Genomic DNA, 22,164 nt, shown 5'->3' with positions numbered 1-22,164 from the left:
GCCGGTGGGTGCGCGCTGCGGCTAGCGCAGCGCCTGTGCCCGTAGCCACGCGGCGAGGAATCCGTGCCACTGACCGGCGTTCGCGGCCGCTTCCATGGCGTGACCCGATTCCGCCAGCAGGTAGGCGGTCAGCCGGGTGCCGGTGAAGAGGGTGCGCTCCACTCCGGCGACCTCATCGGCGGAGGCGCAGGTGAGCCAGGGGCCGTGGCAGACGAGCTGGTCCCGGCCGCCGAGCGCCAGCAGGACCGGGACCCGGACGCGTGCGGCGAGGGCGGGATCGTAGGCGTCTTTGAGGGTGGCCAGTTCGCCGGAGGTCACGGTGCTCTTGGTCATCTCGTCCCGCAGGACGGTGCCCGGCCAGGTGTCGGAGGGGTTGTGGAAGAACCTGGCGCGGGTGCCCGGGCGGGTGGTGGAGTAGCCCGGCGGCGGGTGCTCGTGCGACAGGACGGGGTCCCCGGCCGCCGGGTGCAGGCTGCGGCCGAACTCCTCCAGCAGCGGCCCGGCGCCGTGCCCGTACCCGGTGAGGACCAGCGCGTCGACGTCCGCGTGGCGGACGGATTCGGTGAGTGCCACGCCCGATCCGAAGGAGTGGCCGACGGCGACCACCCGGTGGTAGCGCGGTCCGCCGGCGCCGGTCCGCAGGGCCCCGACGACCGCGTGGAGGGCATCGGCCTCCGAGCCGAGGGTGGCGGCGGAGGCGTCGGGGCGGCCGCTGCCGCCGGTGCCCGGCCGGTCGACGGCGACGGTGGCCAGGCCGGCGGCGGCCATCGCGTCCTGGACGGACGGAACGCCCGGCGCCGGCCGGGCCGTCCAGTAGTGGCGGTCGTAGGTGATCCCCGGCACCAGGACGAGCACGGTGTCCGGAGCCGGTCCTGTGGGGCGGCACAGGCGTCCGGCGACGGTCCCCGGCGTGTCCGGTACGGGTACGCGCAGTTCGCGGCAGACCGGCGTCCCGTGCCAGGGGGTGGAAGGAGCGGTCCCGGCCGCGGTGGCGGCCGGGGCGAGGGCGAGGCCGGCGGCCAGGGTGAAGGCCGCCGCGCCGGCGGCGAGCAGGCGGCGCGGGGCGCCGCGCAGTCTCCTGGGAACCATGGTGTCCTTTCCGGGTGTCGAGGGGGCGGCGAACCGGCTGTGTCCGGTGAGTCGGCTGTGTCCGGCGAACCGGCCGTGTCGTGTCCGGCTCTTCTCACGGCAGCGACGGCAGGACCTTGTCCACGAACAGCCGCAGGCTGCGTTCGGCCACGTCGCCGGGCACGGCTCCGTAGTCCGTCTGCCACAGCAGGCAGTCGGGTGCCAGGGCCTCGGTGACGGCGGCGATCTGCTCGGCCACGCTCGCCGGCCCGCCCACGACCGCGCTGCCCGTCTCGCGGAAGCGCTGCGGCGTCATCGCCCGGATCGCGCGGGACATGCCCGTGTAGCCGGGGTAGTCACGGGACGCGGTCGTCTGCCACGGCGCGGTGGCCTCGGCCCACACGTCCAGGTACTCGGCGAGCAGCGGATCGGCCGTCGCCCGGGCCGTGCGGTCGTCGTCGGCGACGAGCAGGGGCAGGCTGGCGGCGACGAAGGGGCCGGGGCCGTCCGTGCCGTGGCGCGCGCGGTACGCCTCCCGGTAGAGGTCGATGTTGTCCCGCATGCCGGCGAGCGGGGTCAGAGCGGGCGTCACCAGCAGGCGGTAGCCCTGTTCGCCCAGCCAGGCGAAGCTCTGCCGCGACCGTACGGCCGCTCCCCACACGGGCGGGTGGGGCCGCTGCACGGGGCGCGGGAGGCTGGTGGCCCGCCGGTAGGAGAAGAACGGGGTGTCTTCGGTGACGTCCGTCCCGGTCCACAGCCGGACGACCGCCTCGATGGTCTTCTCGTAGCGGTCACGGCTCTCGTCCATGGGGATGCCGAACGCCTCGAACTCCTGCGGGAGGTAGGCACGCGCGAAGCCCACGTCCAGGCGGCCGCCGCTGAGGGCGTCCACCATCGCGGTCTCGGCGGCGAGCCGGACGGGATGGTGGAAGACCGGGAGCAGACAGCCCGTGAGCAGCCTGATGCGGGTGGTGCGAGCCGCCACCGCGGAGAGGAAGGCCAGCGGGCTGGGGCAGTATCCGCCGTACGGCGTGAGGTAGTGCTCGGTGATCTTCACATGGCTGAGCCCGGCCGAGTCGGCGATGCGGGCCAGGTTCAGCACGTCATGGAAGTACTCGGCCGCGCCGCGGCGGGCGGGCCTGCAGTCGGGCAGCAGGGACAGGCCGTGCAACACGTCGTTCCCCCTGGTGAATCGTGGATGCGGATACGGAAATAGGGCTACGGGCAGGGCTGCGGCTACGGATGCGGTGGTGATGTCTGCGGTGCCTGCGACGCGGACGCTCCCCCCCCCTCAGAGGACTGCGAACAGGAAGAACGTGACGTGCGCGACGATCAGCGGCGGCAGGGCGGGCACCGACCAGAACAGCAGGCCGTGCGCGACGCCCATGACCAGGGCTCCGACCATCGGGAACATCGCCGCGCGCCAGGACCCCATGAAGAAGCACTGCATGAGCACGAAGAGCACGACGGAGACGGCGAGCGTCGCGGGGAGCCCCGCGCTGCCCAGGTAGCCGAAGAGGACGCCGCGGAAGACCGTCTCCTCGCAGCCGACCTGGACCGCCATGACCGTCACCGCCAGGGGCAGCGGCAGCACTTCGACGGTCTTGAAGTGGTGGCGGAGCCAGCCGCCCCGGCTCATCGCGATCCACCCGCCGACGTCGCGCGGCCCCGTGAGCCGGGCCGGGCCGGCCGGTGCCGCGGCCGACGCCGCGGCCGGCCCGGAGGCCGCTCCGCCGCCGGCCGTCGCCCGGGCGGCGCGCCGCCCGGGCCGGTGCAGTGACGCCTCGATCACGAGCCGGCAGAGGAACGACGCGATGCCCATCTCCCCGACGCCGACCAGCACTCCGAGGAGCAGCAGCACCGGGTCGAGGGCGTCCAAGCGGACGGCGGACAGGGACAGGCCGGTCAGCCACAGCAGCACGGTGACGGCGAGGACGTGGCTGACGGCGGCCGCGGACAGTTCCACGACGCCGCCGATCTCGCTGCGGTCGTACCGGCGGTCCTTGGTGAAGCGGTGGGCCCAGCGGCGCGCGGCGGCGAACAGCAGCCGCTTGCACCACCAGTAGTAGAGGGGGACGAAGGCGGCGGCCAGGGCCAGCCGCGCCGCCCACGGCCAGTGGGCGGTCACGGGCCGGCCGCCTTGCGCCGGTATCCGATGCGCAGCGCGGTCTGGCAACGCCACACGTACGCGTTGAAGACCATGTGGGTCACGGCGGCCGCCCAGACGCTGCCGGTGACCAGCGTGGCCGCGGTGGCGAGCACCGACAGCGGCAGTTTGGCGAGCACTTGCGCCCAGCCGAAGAAGATGTGCGACAGCGCGAACATCGCGACGACGCCCACGATGCCCGCCACGCGCAGCCCTTCGTTCCCGGGGCGCAGTGCCATGCGCAGCAGGACGCCCCGGAAGACGAGCTCCTCCAGGACGGCCACGGCCAGCAGCCAGCCCAGGCCGACCCGGTAGTCGTCGGCGGTGGGCACGTAGCCGCCGCGCCCTTTGGCGATGCCCATCACCCGGCGGCGCGGGCCGTCGCCGGGCGAGGCCCCCGGCGCCCGTACGGGCCGTACGGCGCGCACGCGGGTCTCCTGGGGGCGGCGGGCGCTCCCCCGTGCGGCGGTGCCGGGCCTCGCGCGCGCCCGGGCGGCGCTCCACCGGGTGAGGGCGGCGTCGGACCGGATGACCAGCAGGCCGCAGGCCGCGCCGGCGACCGGCCCGGCGGCGCCGGGCCACAGCGGTCCGGTGGCGATGCCGCGGGGGCCGAGTGCGGCGATGCCCGCCGCGGCCAGCACGGTCATGACGCAGACGTGGACCGGCATGAAGCGCACGCCGAGCCGGGCGAGCCACCGGGTGCGCAGGTGTGCGGCGAGGGTGAGGCAGGAGGCGCCGCACAGGGCGAGGGCCGCCCACAGGTAGGTGCGGGCCTCTGCGGCGGCCGCGAGCTCAGGGGTAGGGGTGGGGTGCACTGCTGCGGAACCCTCCGTAGTCCTCGAAACGGGGGTGTGCCGCGGCCGGGGCGCCGGGCAGCGGCAGGCTCAGGGTGTCCGGCGACCAGACGCGGTCCACGTACAGGCCCAGGGCGCGCAGGTCACGGGTGGTCAGGTCGGCGTGGTAGAGGCGCCGGCCCGCCTCCCGGAAGGCGCGCAGGATGGCGACGGCCTGCTCGCGGGGCGTCCGGGTGTCGTCCGGGGGAAGTTCGCCGGCGGCGGCCTCGCGGTGGTCGCGGAAGCGCTTCTCGACCGTGGCCGCGCCGCCGGGGTGGGCGTAGCCGACGACGTTGCTCTCCAGGTCGAACGTCGGCGCCCGTCCGGCGGGGGCCTGCCCGGTGGGGCCGGGGGCCGCGCCCTGTTCCAGCCGCGCGGTCACGGCGGACATGACCGCGAGGCCCCTGACGCCCGCGGCTTCGAGCAGGGCCTTGTACATGGCGGCTTCCAGGGATCCGTCCACGCCCTGCCCGGCGGCGATGGCGGGGAAGCCGCCTCCCGGTTCGCGCAGCAGGCACACCACGGTGTGGACGCCGGGCACGGGCAGTCCGGGGACCGGCAGCCAGTGGTACTCGGGGCGGCCGAAGCCGTCCGGCAGGCAGCGGTCGGTGATCTTCTCGAGCCGGCGGGTGCGGGCGTCGGGGCGGATCCTGGTGCTGGGCAGGCCGCCGTGCCAGTGCCCGATCGCGGCGTCGAGCTGGAGGGCCTCGTGCAGCGCGCCGAGCAGTGCCCTGCTGTGGGTGGTGTGTGCCGCGGTGCCGGTGGTGACGGCGGCGTTGAGCCAGGGCTCGCCTTCGGTGTCCCGGACGACGTAGCCCACCAGGAACAGCTGGGCCGGGAGCCAGGTGTCGCTGCCGTCGGTGAGGGAGGCCGTCCTGATCCAGCCGACGGGCGCGGCCGGGTCGAAGGCCCGGAACGGGAAGGACGGCGCGGCGAGCTGCTCCGGCGTGAAGAACCGGTAGGCCTCCGGCCCCAGGACGGTGCGGCCGTCGGCGGTGAGCTGCTCGTAGGAGCGGAAGTCCACCGGGTGGCGGCCGCTGACGGCCGCCATGTACCCGGCGTACCGTTCGGCCGTCTCGCCGAGGGTGCGGATCTCGCTCTCGTAGCGCAGGAGGCCGTAGCCGCCGATGTGGTAGCTGGAGGGGGGCGGGGCCGGCTGGTGGCGCGGTACGTGCACGCCGGTCATCTCGCCGCCCGCGCACAGGATGCGGGGGTCGGTGCGGCCGCCGTGCACGTAGCCCATGGACTGCAGGAGCCCGCACAGGGGGCTGTGCATGCGGCGGCGGAGCCGTTCGGCCCGGGTGGCGGGCGGGACGGTGGTGCGGATGGCGCCCGTGTCAGTCATGGAGCCACGTCCGGGGGTCGAAGTACAGGGTGCTGTCGTCGCGTTCGGGCAGGGACCCGCACTCGGGGCAGCCGGGCAGGGGCAGCACCTCGCTGTAGCCGATCTCCATCGACGGCAGGTAGATGCCCAGGGTCTTCTCGATGGTGAACGTCGAGCCGGTGTGCAGGAAGTTGACGACTTCCAGGGCCGTGTGGGAGGCGAGCAGGGCGGCGACGGCGCCCAGGACGGCGGGCCTGCCCTGCCGGACGGCGCCGCGGGCGAGGGCGTCCTTGTAGGCGAGGTAGCCGGCGCTCTCCCGCAGGTTCATGGTGACGCGCCGCTCGAAGCAGGAATAGCAGGCCGAGCGGCCCGGTACGAACGTGGGGCCGACGAACAGGAAGGGTCCGTCGACGACGCCGTGCACCCAGGGGAAGCCCACTTCCAGGGCCATGCGGTTGAGGGCCTGGAAGTGGGGCGGGTCCACCTGGTCCGCCACGGACACCACGAGCCCGTCGCGCCACGCCTCGGCGGCCTCGCACAGCGCCGTGACGCGCAGGGAGTCCGCGGCGCCCTCCTCGGCCAGCCGGTCCAGCGCCTGACGTGCGGGGTCGCCGGCGGGCACCCGGTGCACCCCGGAGGGGACGAGGCCGGCGAGGTGGGAGGCGACGGCGCGGGCCGGTTCGGAGTCGCCGAGCAGGTGGACGGGGCCGTCGGCGGGCGGCGGGTCCTGGGGGGCGGCGAGCGCCTCGACGTGGTCGAGGTAGGCGTCGAGCGCCGTCGTGGGCTCCTGCTCGACGAGACCGAGCTGGTCCAGGTGGTCGACGACGGCCTCGACCTCGGTGCGCGGCATGTCCTCCCGCTTGGCCAGCTCGCCGCGGGAGAGCGCCCCGTCCAGGCCCTTGACCACGCTGAACAGCTTTCCGGAGCGGGAGTGGTCGGTGATGACGAAGGACTGGGCGTTCCACACGCCGGTGCGGAGCTCGACCACGTCGGGGCTGTGCCCGACGACGGTCACGGACCGTTTGATCCTCATGTTCCTGGAGGTGCGCACGTGGTCTTCCCCCTGTGCGTGGCGTTGGTACGTGACGGTTGTGGGTGACTGGTGTTCGTCGTGCGGGTGACGGCGCCGGAGTGGTGGTGCCGGTTCAGCCGTAGACCGCGGCGGCGCCGCGGGCCCGCTTGCCCTCCTGCGGCGCCGAGGCGAACTGCAGGTCGATGAAGGCGTCCGCGATGCGTTCCCGGGGCATGCGCAGCCCGTCGGCGTCCCGGCGCAGGCCGCCGGCCGTCTCCAGGAAGCGCAGGAGCGAGCGGACGGCCGGGATGGCGGTGATCTCGTCGAAGGGGCGCCGGGCGCGCTCCTCCCAGTTGCGCACGAGTGCGCCTTCGAAGGTGGTGAGCGACTGGTACATCAGCCGGGGCGCCACCGAGGCCGAGGCGACGGGGTCGCGTTCGGCGTTCGCGAAGGGGTCGCGGTTGAAGGCGGCCAGCCGTCCCCGGGGCGAGGCGGCGTACTCGCCCCCGAGGAGCGAGGCGGCGCCCGCCCCGAACCCCACCCAGTCCATCTCCAGCCGGAAGTACGCCAGGTCGCTGTGGCAGCGCCGCCGCCCGAAGTGGCTGAAGGCGTATTCGGGGTGGCCGTGCTCCTCCAGCAGCCGTGCCCCCAGCCGGTAGGCCTGCTTCTGTTCGTCGCGCAGGATGACGTGGTCGCCGCGGCGCAGTTGCTTGCGCATCACCGTGCCGTAGGCGGGACGGAAGGGGTAGTAGGAGACGTGGGTGACGGGGAGTTCCAGCGCGGCCCGTACGGTGCGCTCGACCTCGCCCAGTTCCTCTTCCGGGAAGCCGCACATCAGGTCGATGTTGAGGTCGCGGAATCCCGCCTCGGCGGCGAGGTGGAAGACGCGCCGGGCGCCGTCGGCCCGGTGGGCGCGCCCCAGCCGGCGCAGCCGGTCGTCGTCGAACGACTGCACGCCGCTGCTCATGCGGAAGAAGCCGGTCTCGCGGAAGGCCCTGAGCTTGGCCGGGGTCACGGTCTCCGGGCTGCACTCGATGGTGGCCTCGCGGAGGTCCGAGAGGTCGAGTACGGAGTGCAGCGCCTCGCCGATGCGGAGGATCTCCGTCTCGCTCAGGATGCTGGCCGTTCCCCCTCCCCAGTAGTGGATCGCGGGCCGGTAGCCGGCGGCCGTCAGTTCGCTGCCGGTCCGCCGGATCTGCCGGCACAGCGCGTCGACGTACCGTTCCCGCGCCGTGTCGTGTTCCTTCAGCAGCAGCTCGGAGGTGGGGATTTCGGTGACCCAGTCGCAGAAGTGGCACTTCGAGCTGCAGAAGGGCATGTGCACGTAGACCAGCAGCGGCTTGACCGCGTCGGTGCCCATGGCTCAGCCCTGCCACCCGACGACGATGGTGTGCAGCACGGCCGCGGCGGTCCCGTCGGCGCCGATGGCGGCGTTGATCTCCTCGTCGTAGAAGCTGGCGCAGTCGACGCTGCCCAGGCCCAGGGCGGTGGCCGTGAGGTGGGTGTTCTGCGCGATGCCGCCGGCTTCCTGCAGGACGAAGCGCATCCCGCGGGCTCCGTACTTGCGCATGGAGCGCCACGGGCGGCCGACGAGCAGCAGGAGGGCGGAGGCGGCGCCGAGGGTGATGAGGTCCTCGGGGACGGCCATCGCGTCGAGCACGCGGGTGACGGCGTTGGGACCGCCGGCGGGTGCGAGCGCGTCGGCGGTGGGCCGGTAGCGGTACAGGCCGCGTTCCAGGCCGTCGACGTCCAGCGCCGCGCACCAGATCTCGACGGGGTAGAGGCCGCCGCCGCTGGGGGCGGTGCGGAAGCGGTAGACCGCCGTACCGCCCCGCATCAGCTCGACGTCGCCCTCGGCGGTGATGCCTCCGGCGTGGCGGAGCACGGTGGCGAGCTCCGGCAGTCCGACGGCGTCCCCGCTGAAGGTGCGGACGCTGCGGCGGCGGTGCACGGCCTCGCCCAGTTCCATGACCACGGGCACGCTCGCGGGCAGTGCGACGGCGTCGCCGGGGTCCGCTTCCCGGTCCAGTTCTGCGAGGGCGGTGACCGTCGGGTCGGCGAAGTACGCCGAGGCCGACAGGCCGTCCTCGCGGTTCCAGCGGCGCAGCCGGCTCGCCGCGAGGAACTCCTCGGCGGGCCGGGGCACGCGCGGGTCGCCCAGGTTCTCGTAGCGGAGCTGGTGGGTGCGCAGCCCGGAGGCGGCGACGGAGGGGCTGACCGTACGGTAGGAGGTGATGGCCATGGCCGCGTGGCCCAGTTCTCCCGCGGGCACTTCGGGCATGGGACGGTTTCCTTTCGTTCCGCTGGTGCTGCCGGCGTCTGTCCGGGTCCCGGTCGTCCTGCTCGCTCCTCGGAGGTCTTCTCACTCCTCGAAGATCTCCGCCGGTTCCGGGACCTCCCGGTCCAGCGCGATCATCTGGTCCTTCATCTGCTCCTCGGTCACCGGCCGGGCGTAGTCGCCGAGCTTGAAGGTGGCGTGCGCCCACTCGTTGAACTCCAGCAGCCCGAACCGGTTGCCCTGCGGGTCACGGACGGAGGCGCCGGTGCCGAGGGAGTCGCCGGCGTCCTCGTGCGCGAACGGGCTGTGCTTGAACTCCTCGCGGAACTCCGGGCGGATCTTCTTGGGGATCGGCAGGTCGTACGGTCCGGCGATCACCTCGCCGCCCTCGGCGGCGAGTTCACCGAGGGCGTCCTTGAGGCTCTCGACGGCGAAATAGACCGTGACCGGCTCGCCCTCGAACCGCTTTTTCGTGATGACCAGCAGGACACCGTCGCTGGAGACCGGTGCGTGATAGGCGATCGCGTACGAGAGGTTGCGGGCCAGCGGAATGCCGAGCATCTTCTGGTAGAAGGTGATCCCGGCCGCCACGTCGTCCACGGGCACGTTGATGATCGACGGTTTGAACAGCTTCATGCGGGGCTCCTGCGGCTGCGCGACGAGTCGGTCGTGAGCGGGCGGCCCGCACCGGGCGGGGGATGACCCCCGCCCGGCGGCCGCGGCTTCGCATCACATGGGGCCTGACGCAGGACTACGCGTCAGGCAGGGCGGACCACAGATCCGCAGGAGCACGAGGAGCAGCCCGCGCACGAGCAACAGCCCCCCGGCACGGCCATGGCCACGCTCGCGCTCTGCCCGAAGGCTGCCAGAGCGGGTTGCGCGGACATGCTGCGGTGCTCGACGAATGCCACTGTTTCCAGCTTCATTCCCGGAATCACCTCCCCTTTGCGCTGTGCTTCGTTGCACGGGGGCCGGGACGCTGCCCGGGCATGCGCCGTCGTCTTCCCCCGTTGCGCGCTCCGGAGCGCACCCGGAGCGGCTTGAAGAACGTTGTACCGAAGGCGCGGGCCCGGCGGACACCCGGAATTCACGGGTTTGCCGCCTGGGGAATTCCTCAGGACCGGCCGCTTCCGCGCAAGGGTTCCCGGCGCGGGCGGCGCACGAGGCCGGCGGCGCACGCCACGAAGCCCAGGAGCGCGGTGCGCTCCTGGGCTGTGGCAGGGATGTTCGTGTGGTGTCCTACGCCCGCGCGGGCGCCTCCAGCTGTCCGGCCATGAGCCGGACGATCTCCGCCTGGTGGCGGGCCAGGAAGAAGTGACCGCCGGGGAAGACCTTCAGGGTGAAGGGGCCGTCGGTGTGCCCGGCCCAGGCGGCGGCCTCCTCCACGGTCACCTTCGGGTCGTCGTCGCCGGTCAGGGAGGTCACGGGGCAGCGCAGCGGCGGCCCGGGCTCCCACGCGTAGGTCTCGGCGGCGCGGTAGTCGGCCCGGATGGCCGGGAGGATCATGCGCAGCACGTCCTCGTCGCCCAGCAGCTGGGCGTCGGTGCCGCTGAGGCTGCGCATCTCGGCGACGAGGCCGTCGTCGTCGCGCAGGTGGACGGTCTCGTCGCGGTGCATGGACGGGGCGCGGCGGCCTGAGGCGAAAAGGGCGGCGGGCACGATGTCCCGCTCCCGCTCCAGGCGCCGGGCGACCTCGAAGGCGAGGGACGCGCCCATGCTGTGGCCGAACAGGGCGAGCGGCTGGTCGGTCCAGGGCAGCAGGGCGTCGAACACCTTGTCCGCGAGGGCCGGTACGGAGTCGACGAGCGGCTCGGTGCGGCGGTCCTGGCGGCCGGGGTACTGCACGCACAGCACGTCCACGGTCTCGGGCATGGCCCGGGACAGGGGGAAGTAGAAGCTGGCGGAGCCGCCCGCGTGGGGCAGGCAGACCAGCCGGACGCGGCTGCCGGGACGCGGGTGGAACCTGCGGATCCAGAGGCCGTTGTCGTCGGTGGGCGGTGAGTTCGTCATGACCCGGCGATGTCCTGCCGGATGATGCGCTCGACGTTCCGCTCGGCCAGCGCCGTGATGGTCACGAAGGGGTTGACGCCGATGCTGCCGGGGATGAGGGAGCCGTCCGTCACGTAGAGGTTCTTGTAGCCGGCGACCCGGCCGTAGTTGTCGGTGGCCTTGCCGAGCACGCAGCCGCCGAGCGGGTGGTAGCAGAAGTCGTCGGCGAAGGCCTTGAGCTGCTTGCCGAAGAGGTCGTACCGGTAGATCGTGGTGTTGGCCTTGTTGATGCGGTCGAACAGCGACTTCGCGGCGGCGACGGCGGGCGCGTTCTGCTCGCGGGTCCAGCGCAGGTCCGCCCGGTCCTTGGCCGCGTCGTAGACGAAGGTGCCGCGCTCGGGGTTCTTGGTGATGGCCAGGTAGAGGCTGACCCAGGTCTCGAGGCCGGCCGGCATGGGGGCTATCTCGGCGAAGACGGGGGCGTCCTTGTTGTCCCAGTCGTCGATGCCGAGCGCGGGGATGGAGGACTGCTTGGAGCCCGTGGGGTTCCACACGTGGTTGGCGCGGGCGGTCATGATGTTGCCGTTGGGGCCCCAGCCGCCGCCGATCTCGGAGCTGAGGTTCGGCAGGGCGCCCGTCTCCCGGGCCCGCAGCAGCAGTTCGGTGGACCCGAGGCTGCCGGCGCCGAGGAAGAGGTGGCGGCAGGAGATCTCCTTGGTCGCCAGCAGCTTTCCGTCGGCGTTCTTCTGCTCGACGGTCAGCAGGTAGGTGCCGTCCTTCTGCTGACGGATCGTCTTGACCTGGTGGAGGGTCTCGATGGTGACCTTGCCGGTGCCGAGGGCGGCCGCCAGGTAGCTCTTGTCGAGGGAGACCTTGCCGTGGTTGTTGCCGTAGATGACCTCGGCGGCCAGCGCGGACTTGGGCACGGTGCCGTCCGCCTCGCGCCGCATGTAGTCCCAGTCGTAGACGTTGGGCACGAAGGTGGTGCTCAGGCCGGCGTTCGACGCCTGCTCGCGCGAGACGCGGGCGAACTTGTACCAGTCGGTCTGCTCGAACCAGCCCTTGTCGATGTTGTTGACGCGGAGCGTGGAGTTGGCGCGCGGGAAGTACTTCGCGTACATCTCGGCGGCGTCGACCTGCGGCAGCACCTCCTCGAAGTACGAGCGCCGGGGCGTGACCGCCATGCCGCCGTTGACGAGCGAGCCGCCGCCGACACCGCGTCCCACGTACACCGACATCTGGTCGAAGTTCACGCGGTCCAGGACGCCCGCGTACGGGTCGATGTCGCGGTTGGCGAGGTCGAGCCAGAGGAAGGAGCCGAGCGGGGCCTCGGTGCGGGTCTTGAACCAGCTGGAGCGCTTGTCGGGCTTGAGCATCCCGCTGAAGACGTTGCCGTCCGGGCCGGGCTGGTTCCACAGCTGGCCCATCTCCAGCATCAGCGTGGGCACCCCCGCCTCGCCGAGGCGCAGCGCGGAGACGGCCGCGCCGTAGCCGGTGCCGATCACGACGGCGGGGACGAACGTGCCGCTGTCGCCGCCGGCGCGGGGGGCGGCCGCCGCCCGGGGAGCGGCGGTGATCGTGGTCTGGCCGGCGAGTGCCGCGGCGCCCAAGGCCGCCAGGCCGAGCATGCGACGGCGCGACAGGGGCTGGTGTGCTACCACGCTGATTCTCCTGAACTTCGGGGAGAGGGGATCGGGGAGGGGAAGCGCATGCGCATCCGGGTGATCGAGGCCGGTCACGCAGCGCCCGGGTGCCGAGTGGTGGGTTCTCCGCGATCACCGCGGAATGGACGGTATGGAGACCGTGTGAAGGCTGTCAACGCGATCCGGGCGGGAGGCACTAACCCTGTGGATGCCGGGCCGGGGGTTCGGTTGCCCGGGGTACCGAAGGGGCTTCGGTACGGTACGGGCCGTTCCGGGTCGCGGGTGCCGCTCAGCCGTCCGCCGGGCCGGGCAGCAGAGGGGCGTACGCGGTCAGTTCGGAGCGTCCCGACACCTGGAGCTTGCGGTAGGCGCTGGTGAGGTGCTTCTCCACGGCGCGTGAGCTCACCTGGAGCCGTTCGGCGATGTCCTTGTTGGGCAGGCCGTGGGCGGCGAGCCCGGCGACCCTGCGTTCGGCCCGGGTGAGCGCCGCCACGGCCACCGGGTTGCGGGTCCCGGCCGGGTCGGCGAGGTCCCGGCACGCCCGGTCGGCGATCCACGGCACGCCGCAGGCGAGGGCCTGGTCGCGGGCCCGGAGCAGCCGGGTCCCGGCCTCGGCGTTCCGGCCGGCGGCCAGCAGCCGCCGGCCGAGGAGGAGCTCGGTCCGTGCCGCTTCCATGGTGTTCACGGACCGTCCCAGGAGCTCGGCGGACTCGCGCAGCAGCTCGATGCCCCGCTCCCCCGCCGTGATCGCGCCCCTGACGCGCAGGGTGCGGCCGATGGTGACGGGGCTGCCCCAGGCGACGGCCCGTTCGTACTCCTCGTCGGCGAGGTCGTGGGCCTGCCGGGTCCGGCCGAGGCGGTGGTTCATCGCGGCCGCCCAGGTGCGCCAGGGCACGAGGGCGGGGTTGCGCCATTCGGCGCGCTCGGCCGAGCGACCCCAGTCGAGGACGTATTCCAGGGCCGTGGCCGGGTCGCCCTCGGCCGCGGCGACGGAGCCCCTCAGCAACTGGAGCGGCGAGGGGCGGTAGTCGTGGTCGGCGGCCTCGCGGCGGTGGCCGAGCAGCCGCCGCGCCAGCTTGGCGTCCCGGCTGTGCACGGCGACCATGACGAGGGCGGCCATGGAGGGCAGCGTGGCCCACTCGGTGATGCCGAGGGCGAGGGCCTCCTCGGCGTGGGCGCGCGCCTCCTGCAGCCGTCCCCGGGCCAGCGTGATGTGGGCGAGTTCGGTGGCGATGACCGCCTGGGGGACGGGGGCGCCGTCCCGGCGGGCGCGTTCGCGGGCGATGGTCAGCCAGGGGCCGATGGCTTCCAGCGATTCGGCGGCCACCAGGACTCCGCACAGGTGAGGGAGTGCGGTGTGGACGTGGCCGGGGGCGGCCGGTTCGTGCTGGAGGACGCGGCCGGCGTGGGAGGCGACCTCCGCGGCGGTCATCTGCTGGGTGACGGTGGCGCCGTGCAGCAGCACGGTGACGAGTTCGCGTTCGGCGGCGGTGCTCATCGGGGGCGTGTCGCCGAGGGCCCGCAGCCGCTCGGTGCACCCGGCGAGTTCGCCCGGTCCCGCCACGGCGACGTGGCGCAGCCGGGCCTCGAGCCGCAGGGCCGCCTGGCGTTCGATGCCGGTGAGGTCGTCCGGGTCGCCCAGTTCGGCGGCCAGCTTGGCGACGGTGTCGATGACCGGCGGGGGGCAGCTGCCGAGGAGGAAGGGCGGGGTACGGGCGGCGGCGAGGGCGCGCCCGGCGGGGGTGGGGAGCAGGAGGAGTGCCTGGGAGAGGTGGCGCAGGGCGGCCTGCGGGTCGGCGTCGCGCTCCGAGGCGGCCAGGTCGAGCAGCAGGGCGGCGCGGTCGGCGCCGGAGGAGGAGCTGCCGAGCAGGGCGTGGCGCAGGTAGCGGGCCGCTTCCCGGAGGGCTCCGCGGCGGCGTGCGGCGGTGGCGGCGGACCGCAGCACCTCGACGGTCCAGCCGTCGTGGCACGAGGTCACGGCGAGGAGCTGGGCGGCGGCCCGTTCGGCCGGGTGGCCGGCGTGGTGGAGGAGGTGCGCGGCGCGCAGGTGGATGTCCTGGTGCTCCGCGGAGGTCATCGACTCCTCGGCGGCCGCGCGCACGGCCGGATGGGCGAAGCGCGGTGCGGGGCCGCCGGTCAGCAGGCCGAGGCGGCGCAGGGCACGGGCGGCTTCCTCGCTGCCCGCGGCGTCGAGCTCCGCGAGCCGGCCGGCCAGTTCGAGGTCCGCTCCCTCGTCGAGGACCGCCAGCGCCCTGGCGAGGCGGCGTACCGGTGCCGGCTGGGAGCGCAGGGCGACGGCGAGGCGCTCGTGCAGCGCGACGATCCGGGGCCCGGGTACGGAAGGGAGGTGTCCGGTCGGCGGCTCCTCCCGGGCGAGGCCGGTCAGGGCCGCGGTGAGGAAGAGGGGGTTGCCCGCCGAGGCCTCGTGGCAGGCGGCGATCCGCTCGGGGTCGCCGGGGTGTCCCAGGTGGTCGGCGGCGAGGGCCGCGGCGGTCTCCAGGGGCAGCGGGGCGAGGTGGACGAGGGCGGCGCGTTCGACGAGCGCCTGCACCGGTGGTGCGTCCGCGCCCGGCTCGCCCTCCCGGACGCTGACGACCACGGTGGCGTGCCGGCCCGGCAGGCGCCGGGCCAGCTCGCCGAGCCAGCGCAGTGAGGCGGGATCGGCCCACTGAAGGTCGTCGACGAGCATCAAGAGGGGCCGGTCCGCGCCGGATTCGGTGACGAAGGTGAGGAGTTCGGTGAACCGGTCGGGGCCGGGGACGAGGTCGAGGGGCCGGCTGTCCGGGAGCGGGTCGAGGAGCCGGCTGACCACGCCGAAGGGGAGGTCCTGCTCCTGCGGGGCGCATCCGGCGGTGAGGACGCGCAGGCCGCGGCGTTCGGCGAGCGGAGGCAGCTGCCGCAGCAGGGCGGTCTTGCCGCTGCCCAGGCCGCCGGTCACCGCCAGCAGGCGGCCGTCGCCCCGGCGGGCGGACTCCATCGCCGCGGTGAGCAGGTCGAGTTCGCGTTCCCGGCCGCGAAGAGGTGTCATGGTGTCGCTTTCGGTCGGTGCTCCAGCGCGGCGGCCAGTTGGGGCCGGCCCTGGATGCCCAGCTTGCGGTAGGTCTTGGTCAGGTGGAGTTCGACGGTGCGCGGGGTGATGGACAGCCGGGCCGCGATGGCCCGGTTGGGCAGGCCGCCGGCGGCCAGCACGGCCACCCGCAGTTCGGCTCCGGTCAGTTCCCGCCGGGGCGCCGGGGCAGCAGCGGTACGGGGAGGGAGCCGCCGGTCCGCCGCCCGGGCGTCGGACGGTGTGTCACCACGGACTTGCGGTCGGGCGGGACGGGAACCGGCAGGGGCGGCGTCGCGCGCGGAGGAATCCGCCGTGCGCCGTCCGGCAGGTGCTGCAGGGGTGGCGGGCGAGGTCGGCCCTCCCCCGTCCTCCGTGGCACAGGCCGGGGCGGCGGGGGAACCCCAGGCGCGTACGAGGCGCTGCTCCTCGGCGAGGAGTGCGGCGGCCGCGGGAGCGTCGGCGGGTGTGCCGCAGGCGGAGGCGGCGGCCCGGCGCCAGGGCAGGAAGGCGGGGTTGGTCACCTGCCGGGCCAGCAGCCTGCGCCCGCACTCCAGCAGGTCGGTCAGGGCCTGCTCCCGGTCGCCGCGCACCAGGTGGGCCCGGCCGCGGGCGTAGAGCAGGACGGCCCCGGCCAGTCCGGCCGCGGTGCCGTACGGGTGGGCCGGGGTGAGGAGCCGCTCCGCCGCGTCCGGGTGGCCCTGTTCCAGCCGGACCAGGGCCGCGAGGGCGATGAGTCCGGGGGTGAGGTACGGGGCGGGGTGGTGGCCGGGCATGAGCTCCTGGGCCCGGTCGAGGGCGTCCGAGGCGGCGTCGGGGCGTCCGCGGCCCAGTTCGGCGAGGCCGGTGACGAGCAGGGCCACCGCCGCCACCGGGCGGACGTCCTCGTGACGGGCACGCAGCAGCACGGCGTCGAGGGCGGTGCGGGCCTCTTCGTAGTCGCCGCTGAGCACGAGCACGTGGCAGGCGGCCGCTTGGAGGAGCAGGGGCACGGTGCGGCGGGCGGCCGGGGCGAGTGCGGTGCGGGCCAGGCGGCGGGCGAGGCCGATGTCGCGGCCGTGCAGGGCGGTGCGCCAGGCCGCGGCGGCGGCTTCCGCCGCCCCGGAGGGCTGCGGGGGCAGCGGCGGGACCGGCGGGCCCTCCAGTTCGTGGGCGGCTTCCGGCTCGCTCTGCTCGGCGAGCCGGTACAGGGCCCACAGAGCACTCGCCTCGTCGCTTCCCGGTGCGGCGCGCCCGGCGGCGCGGGCGATCAGCGGCTGGGCGGCGGCCATGTCGCCGCGGGCGACGAGGAGTTCGGCGGCGCGCACCCAGGCGGGGCCGGCAGTGGTGCCGGCGGGGGCCAGCAGGGCCTGGCGCAGGTGCCGGTCGGCCGTCTCCGGGTCGGAGGGCAGGACGGCGGCCGCGAGTTCGGTCAGCAGCTGGACGCGCTGTGCGGGCGGCACCGGTTCGCGCAGGGCGCGCCGGAGCAGCCGGGCGGCGTCGGCGGGCCGTCCGGCGGTGCGGTGGCGGGCGGCCTCGCCGCGCAGGAGGCCGACGGCCCAGGCGGCGCCGGCGGGGCGTGCGCTGAGCATCATGCGGGCCACCGCGCTGTCGGGGGCGGCCATCCGGTGGGCCAAGGCGGCGGCGCGGGCGTGGAGTTCCTCGCGGCTCTGGACGCTCAGGCCGGCGAGGACGGCCTCGGCCGCCGCCGGGTGCCGGAACGCGGGCCGGTCACCGGGGGCGAGCAGGCCGGTTCCGGAGAGCAGGGCGAGGGCGCGCGGAGCGTGCACCCCGGCGAGCGCGGTGATCATGGTGGGGGTGCAGTCGGGCCCGGCGGCCGCGATGACGCGCAGGACGCCGTGGAGCTCCTCCGGCAGCACGGTGAGGGTGTGCCGGGTGCGCTGCCGTACGGCTTCGGCGGCGCAGTCGGCCAGCCGGGGCAGGTCCTCGCCGGTGGGGCGCCGGCCGTGGCGGGCGAACTGGCTGAGCACCGCGCGCAGCAGAGCGGGATTCCCGTCGGCGGCCCGTGCCGCCGCCTCGTGGAACACGGGGTCGGCCGGGGTGTGCCAGGGCTCGGCGAGGAGCCGGCCGACGGCCGGGTCCGGCAACGGGCCGAGGGCGATGGTGTGCACGGCGACGGCGTGCCCGGCGTCCAGGGGGCAGGGTTCGATGCGGTCGTCCGGGCCGGCGGGGGCGGCGTCGCTGCGGGCGGTGAGCAGCATCAGGGAGGTGCCTGCGAGGCGGCGGGCGAGGGCCTGCAGCCAGCGCAGGGACGCCCGGTCGGCCCACTGGACGTCATCGACGACGAGGAGCAGCGGTTCGGTGCGGGCGGCAGAGAGGAAGACCCGGCACAGGGCGGCCCGTTCGAGGTCCGGCGCCGTCCCGGAGGGCGGCGGGGCCGCGGCGTGGCCGCTGTGCGCCAGGGCGCTGTGCAGCTGGGCGGCGAGGCGGTAGGGGCGGCCGGTCTCGTCCGGGCATGCCTGGGCGGCGGCGACGCGGACGCCGGCCCGTCCGGCGAGGACGGCCACACGGTCCAGCAGCGCGCTGCGGCCGATGCCGGGCGGGCCGTGCACGCCGGCGAGGGCGGCCCGGCCGCGGTGCAGGTCCTGCAGCGCGGCGGAGAGCAGGGCCTCTTCGGGTTCCCGCCCGGCGAGCGGTGAGGGTCCGGTGGGGCCGTCGCCGGGTGCGGGGAGGGCGTCGAGCGGTGGCACGGTCGTTCTCCGGGTCACCGGCCCGTCGCCAGCAGTCCGGAGGTGCGGAGGCCGCCGGGGAGCTCGGCGCGGCCCCGTACGTCGAGCTTGCGGTAGACGTTGGTCAGGTGCATCTCCACCGTGCGGGTCGTGATGAACAGCGTCTCGGCGATCTTCTTGTTGCTCACTCCGTCGTGGGCCAGGGCGGCCACGCGGCGTTCGCTGCCGGTGAGGGAGTCGAGGGGGCTGGCGGCGAGCTGCGGCATGCGCCCGCCGGCGGTGACCAGCAGCCTGCGGGCGGTGGCGGCGAGCAGGTGGTACCCGCGGTGCGTGGCCCTTTCGATGACGCGCCGCAGGTGGCGGCGGGCGCTGTCGGCGTCGCCGTGGCGCAGCAGTTCGTAGCCGAGCATGTATTCGGCCTTGGCCAGCTCCAGCCGTGCCGGGGAGTCTGCCAGGGCGTCCACCGAGTCACCGAGCAGCCGCAGCCGGGCCCGGCCCTCGGCGACGCGGGAGGCGGCGAGGAGGCCCAGTCCGAGGGCCCGGGGAGTGCCCCAGCGCCGCAGGCTCGGCAGGGCCTGCTCGACGACGGCGGCGGCCTCGGCGGTCCGGCCGAGGTGGGCGAGGCTGGTGGTGGCGGGCAGCCACCAGGGGGCCAGGAGGGGGTTGGCGACCCCGGCCGCCGCCAGGCTGCGGCCGCACCTGCGCCACACGTCCAGAGCGCCTTCCATGTCGCCTTGTTCGCGCAGTGCCCGGCCGCGGACGTAGAGGTAGTGGTGCCACTCGAAGAGGCGGCGTTCGAGGGCGGTGTCGGTGCGCACGAGGCGGTCCAGCACGAGGCAGGCCTCGGCGGTGCGGCCCGCGGAGAGCAGGGCGCTGCCCAGGGCGATGTGGGCCAGGGGCGCGGGGCGGCCCGGCGCGGACCGCTCGGCGAGCGCGAGGGCGGCCCGTGCCTGCTGCAGGGCGCCGGTGATGTCGCCGGCGTTGTGGAGGATGAGGGAGCGGCCGGCCAGCGCCGGGACCCGTACCCTCGCGTCCTGGCGGGCCGGTCCGCCGGCGCAGGAGCGCTCCAGGCCGGTCAGTGCCTCGTCGAGGGCGTCGGCCTGGCTGAGGACGGTGGTGGGTCCGAGGACCCACCAGCCGGCGGGCGCCGCCTCTTCGACGCGGAGCGCCCGGCGGGCGAGCGCGGCCGCTTCCACGGCCGGCCGGCCCTCCAGGCACGCCATGACGCTGGTGGCGGCCAGCAGCTGGCGTTCGGCGGGGCTGTCGCCGCGGGGCAGCGTCCAGGTGCGGGCCCGTTCGCGGGCCACCGACATGGCCGCCGTGTCGTTGACGGCGGTGACGAGGAGGGCCGAGGCGATGGTGGTGCGCAGTTCACGGTCGGTGGGTCCGGGGGCGGCGCCCAGGCCGGCGTCGAGGTCGTCCAGGACGCGGCCCAGGGTGCGCACGGCGTCGGCGGCCTGGCGCGTGCCGACGGCGGAGAGCCCGTAGTCCGCGGCGATGGCGGCCTTCTCCCGGACGTCCGTGGCGGCGGCGAGGGCCTTGTGCAGGTGCCACAGGGCGGCGGCCGGTGCCGTGGCGGCGCAGGCCCGGGCGAGTTCCCGGTGGATGTCCTTGCGGGCGGCGGGCGTCAGACGTGCCGTCAGGCCGCGTCGCAGGCAGCCGACCACCTCGGCGGGGGCGGCCCGGCCGGGTGATGCGGCGATGGCGTCGCGGAGCACGGCGAGCATCCAGGGTTCGTCGATGCGCTCCAGGAAGAGGAGCTGGCCGACGACGTCGGCCGCCGGCCGTCCGGCGTCGTTGAGCAGCCTGGCGGCCCGGGCGCGCAGCTCGCGCACGGCACCGGCCGGCAGGCCGGCCAGGACGGCCCGGCGGAGGGGCTCGCGCATCACCGCCCCGCTCCCGCCGGGGGCGACGGCCTCGAACCGGCGCAGCACGGCCAGGGCGGCCTCCACGCGCCGGCCCGGGACGCCCGCCAGCGCGCCCAGCAGGTCGGGCTCGGCACGGCCGAGGACGGCCAGGGCCGTGGCCACTTGCCGTACGGGGCCGGGCTGGACGGCCAGGAAGTCCGGTATCAGGGAGGCGAGGATGCCGCCGTAGACGGTGCGCAGCCGGCGCAGGCCGCCGCGGTCGGGCCGGATCCCGGCCGTGCGCAGCCCGGCGAGCAGCCGTCCGAGGAGGAGCGGGTTGCCTCCGCAGATCTCCGCGCAGCGCCGGGCGAAGAGCGGGTCGACGGGTCCGCCCAGCGCGCCGTCGATCAGCCGGCCGGTGCCGGTCTCGCCCAGCGGCTGCGGCTCCAGGAGCGTGCAGCGGTCCTGGGCCAGGAGTTCGGCGAGGACGGCCGTGCCGGGGCCGTCGCTCTCCGTGCGCTGGGCGAAGAGCACGAAGAGGGGTTGTGCGGTGACCCGGCGCAGGGCGAAGTCGAGGCAGCGCAGGGACGTTTCGTCGTACTGCTGGGCGTCGTCGAGGACGATGGCCAGGGGGCCCTCGGCCAGCAGGCGGAGGAGGTGGGCGTGGAGCCGACGGCGGTCGGCGTACGCGTCGGCCGGCGGCCCGGAGGGGTCTGCGGGCACGGGGGCGGCGGGCAGGCCCAGCGCGTCGAAGAGCCGGCCGGGTGCGGTGCCTCCGCCGGCGGTGCGGACGGTGAAGCCGTCGGTGCGCAGCCGGTCGGCGACGGCGGTCAGCAGGCTGCTCCTGCCGATTCCGGCCGGGCCCCGGACCAGCACGGCCTGCGCGGCCCCGGCGCGGGCCAGTCCGGCCTGCCGCAGCACGCTGTTCAGTTCGGCGGAGCGGCCGACCAGGGTCCGGGAAGACTCATGACGTGTCTCGGGGATGACCGCCACAGTGTTCCTTTCATGAAGCCTGGCGCGACCTCGGGGGACGATCGGCGCGCCGGCGGCCGGCCCTGGGGAGGGAGCCGGCTTGCAAGATCCAGTCGACATGACAGTAAGAAACGGAAGTGAACATTTCCATCTATCTTTGAGTCAGAACGCGGACCTTATGGCCGAATTGTCACCAAGGGGGCCGGCGGGCGGGCCGCCCACGAGGGGCCCGCGCCCGCTCACTTCACGAAGTCCTCGACGACCTCGGGCGGCCAGGTGCCGACCTTGAGCACGCCCATGGAGTAGGCGCGGGAGACCAGCGCGGCGCGGTTGGGCACCTTCAGCTTCCGCAGCAGGCAGGTCACGTGGTACTCGACGCCCTGCCGGCTCAGGTAGAGGCGCGAGGCCAGGGGGACGGTGGAGACGCCGGCCGCGATGCCCTCGAGGATGCGGGCGTCCATCTCGGAGAGGATCTTCTTGCGGTTGGTGACGACGCGCGTCCCTTCGGCGTCCCGGGCCGAGGGCATCATGACCAGGATCGCGGAGGTGTCGGGCAGGGCGCCGCCGCGCACCGCGACCGCGGTGAGGGGGACGGTGAAGGCGGACTCCTCACCGGGCCCCACGGCGATGACGGGGGTGACGAATCGCTGGTGCTTCCCTTCGAGCAAATGGGAGAACTGCCGCATCAGCGGCTGCTGGACGCTCGGGTGCACCACATCACGGAAATTGCGGCCGCATATTTCCTCGGACGATCCGTTGAACTGCCGGAAGAACTCCTGGTTCGCCTGCTGGATCGTCAGGGCTCTATCGAGACTCGCCATGCACAGGCCCGGTGCTGCAGGTGCTGCATTCATCAAGGGAGGGTTCCCCTTCAGGAAACTTCATGGAGGGTGAATTTAATGGGGAGGCTAGTGAGATTCCGGTCCGCCGGTCAACGAAGGCCGGGCGGGGCGGCCTAACACTGCGGCTCCGCGGCAAAGGTTCGGTAGCCGCCCGCCGGCCCCTTCGGGGGTTCGGTACGGTCGAAGTCGCGCCAGTGCGCCCTCGCGTTCACGCCACCTTCGAGGGGTCTTTTTATCCTCCATGAACCGTGGATTACCCGGCTGTCACACGCACGTAAAAAACCACGTCCTTTTCCTCGCCCACCGCAGCACCAGCCCCGTCGTGACCTCGGGGAACGGACGTGGGGGGGGGCGGCCCCCCCCCCCCGGGGGGGGCCCCCCCCCCCCCCCCCCCCCCCGCCCCCGGGGGGGGGGGGGCGGGCCCCCCCCCCCCCCCCCCCCCCGCCGCAGTTGAGCGGGAATGTGCGGGAAGCGCGTGCGGGAAACGTGCGGAAA

General features: G+C 74.5%; 15 protein-coding genes. All 15 read right to left on the bottom strand.

All coding sequences use genetic code 11. The annotated features are described in order from the left end of the window. Window positions 1-21: 21 nt before the first annotated feature. A complete protein-coding gene (locus tag ACFZCD_RS02345) occupies window positions 22-1,089 on the bottom strand; it encodes an alpha/beta hydrolase (RefSeq protein WP_391826991.1) in 1,068 nt (355 codons plus the stop codon). Between the two features lie 94 nt (window positions 1,090-1,183). Continuing rightward, window positions 1,184-2,242, bottom strand: coding sequence for an LLM class flavin-dependent oxidoreductase (locus ACFZCD_RS02340; RefSeq protein WP_391826989.1), 1,059 nt, complete (start codon window positions 2,240-2,242; stop codon window positions 1,184-1,186). 117 nt (window positions 2,243-2,359) lie between these two features. Further along, complete coding sequence (locus ACFZCD_RS02335; protein ID WP_391826987.1) at window positions 2,360-3,196, bottom strand: type II CAAX prenyl endopeptidase Rce1 family protein; 837 nt, start codon at window positions 3,194-3,196, stop codon at window positions 2,360-2,362. Beyond that, the gene (locus ACFZCD_RS02330; protein WP_391826985.1) at window positions 3,193-4,029 is read right to left on the bottom strand and encodes a CPBP family intramembrane glutamic endopeptidase; all 837 of its coding nucleotides are present in this window, start codon (window positions 4,027-4,029) and stop codon (window positions 3,193-3,195) included. The genes ACFZCD_RS02335 and ACFZCD_RS02330 overlap by 4 nt, the downstream gene beginning before the upstream one ends. Continuing rightward, the gene (locus ACFZCD_RS02325) at window positions 4,007-5,392 is read right to left on the bottom strand and encodes a YcaO-like family protein (RefSeq protein ID WP_391826983.1); all 1,386 of its coding nucleotides are present in this window, start codon (window positions 5,390-5,392) and stop codon (window positions 4,007-4,009) included. Before ACFZCD_RS02325 ends, ACFZCD_RS02330 begins: the two co-directional genes overlap by 23 nt. Then, entirely contained in the window at window positions 5,385-6,422 is a 1,038-nt protein-coding gene (locus ACFZCD_RS02320) for a TOMM precursor leader peptide-binding protein (RefSeq protein ID WP_391826981.1), read from the bottom strand. Before ACFZCD_RS02320 ends, ACFZCD_RS02325 begins: the two co-directional genes overlap by 8 nt. 94 nt (window positions 6,423-6,516) lie before the next feature. Beyond that, a complete protein-coding gene (locus ACFZCD_RS02315; protein WP_391826979.1) occupies window positions 6,517-7,743 on the bottom strand; it encodes a coproporphyrinogen-III oxidase family protein in 1,227 nt (408 codons plus the stop codon). A 3-nt stretch (window positions 7,744-7,746) separates the two neighbouring features. Further along, a complete protein-coding gene (locus ACFZCD_RS02310; protein ID WP_391826977.1) occupies window positions 7,747-8,664 on the bottom strand; it encodes a SagB family peptide dehydrogenase in 918 nt (305 codons plus the stop codon). A gap of 81 nt (window positions 8,665-8,745) precedes the next feature. Continuing rightward, a complete protein-coding gene (locus tag ACFZCD_RS02305; protein ID WP_391826975.1) occupies window positions 8,746-9,297 on the bottom strand; it encodes a VOC family protein in 552 nt (183 codons plus the stop codon). Between the two features lie 603 nt (window positions 9,298-9,900). After that, complete coding sequence (locus ACFZCD_RS02300) at window positions 9,901-10,671, bottom strand: thioesterase II family protein (RefSeq protein WP_391826974.1); 771 nt, start codon at window positions 10,669-10,671, stop codon at window positions 9,901-9,903. Then, complete coding sequence (locus ACFZCD_RS02295; protein ID WP_391827922.1) at window positions 10,668-12,278, bottom strand: GMC oxidoreductase; 1,611 nt, start codon at window positions 12,276-12,278, stop codon at window positions 10,668-10,670. The genes ACFZCD_RS02300 and ACFZCD_RS02295 overlap by 4 nt, the downstream gene beginning before the upstream one ends. A gap of 304 nt (window positions 12,279-12,582) precedes the next feature. Beyond that, window positions 12,583-15,321, bottom strand: coding sequence for an AAA family ATPase (locus tag ACFZCD_RS02290; RefSeq protein WP_391826972.1), 2,739 nt, complete (start codon window positions 15,319-15,321; stop codon window positions 12,583-12,585). Then, window positions 15,318-18,029, bottom strand: coding sequence for an AAA family ATPase (locus ACFZCD_RS02285; RefSeq protein ID WP_391826970.1), 2,712 nt, complete (start codon window positions 18,027-18,029; stop codon window positions 15,318-15,320). Before ACFZCD_RS02285 ends, ACFZCD_RS02290 begins: the two co-directional genes overlap by 4 nt. Window positions 18,030-18,043: 14 nt before the next feature. Continuing rightward, window positions 18,044-20,848, bottom strand: coding sequence for an AAA family ATPase (locus tag ACFZCD_RS02280; RefSeq protein WP_391826968.1), 2,805 nt, complete (start codon window positions 20,846-20,848; stop codon window positions 18,044-18,046). Between the two features lie 218 nt (window positions 20,849-21,066). Beyond that, window positions 21,067-21,681: a LuxR C-terminal-related transcriptional regulator gene (locus tag ACFZCD_RS02275; protein WP_391826966.1), complete on the bottom strand. Its 615-nt coding sequence runs from the start codon at window positions 21,679-21,681 to the stop codon at window positions 21,067-21,069. Window positions 21,682-22,164 lie beyond the last annotated feature (483 nt).

Origin of the sequence: Streptomyces sp. NPDC008001 (assembly GCF_042958085.1) — a bacterium.
GTDB lineage: Bacteria > Actinomycetota > Actinomycetes > Streptomycetales > Streptomycetaceae > Streptomyces.
Note: the sequence above shows the minus strand (reverse complement) of the source record. Positions and strands in the feature narration are given on the sequence as shown.

Bases quoted from the DNA above. Each gene is read 5' to 3' on its own strand.
- ACFZCD_RS02310 (WP_391826977.1), bottom strand. From the start codon at position 8,664: ATGCCCGAAGTGCCCGCGGGAGAACTGGGCCACGCGGCCATGGCCATC.
- ACFZCD_RS02295 (WP_391827922.1), bottom strand. From the start codon at position 12,278: ATGCTCGGCCTGGCGGCCTTGGGCGCCGCGGCACTCGCCGGCCAGACC.
- ACFZCD_RS02275 (WP_391826966.1), bottom strand. From the start codon at position 21,681: ATGAATGCAGCACCTGCAGCACCGGGCCTGTGCATGGCGAGTCTCGAT.
- ACFZCD_RS02345 (WP_391826991.1), bottom strand. From the start codon at position 1,089: ATGGTTCCCAGGAGACTGCGCGGCGCCCCGCGCCGCCTGCTCGCCGCC.
- ACFZCD_RS02305 (WP_391826975.1), bottom strand. From the start codon at position 9,297: ATGAAGCTGTTCAAACCGTCGATCATCAACGTGCCCGTGGACGACGTG.
- ACFZCD_RS02325 (WP_391826983.1), bottom strand. From the start codon at position 5,392: ATGACTGACACGGGCGCCATCCGCACCACCGTCCCGCCCGCCACCCGG.
- ACFZCD_RS02290 (WP_391826972.1), bottom strand. From the start codon at position 15,321: ATGACACCTCTTCGCGGCCGGGAACGCGAACTCGACCTGCTCACCGCG.
- ACFZCD_RS02315 (WP_391826979.1), bottom strand. From the start codon at position 7,743: ATGGGCACCGACGCGGTCAAGCCGCTGCTGGTCTACGTGCACATGCCC.
- ACFZCD_RS02300 (WP_391826974.1), bottom strand. From the start codon at position 10,671: ATGACGAACTCACCGCCCACCGACGACAACGGCCTCTGGATCCGCAGG.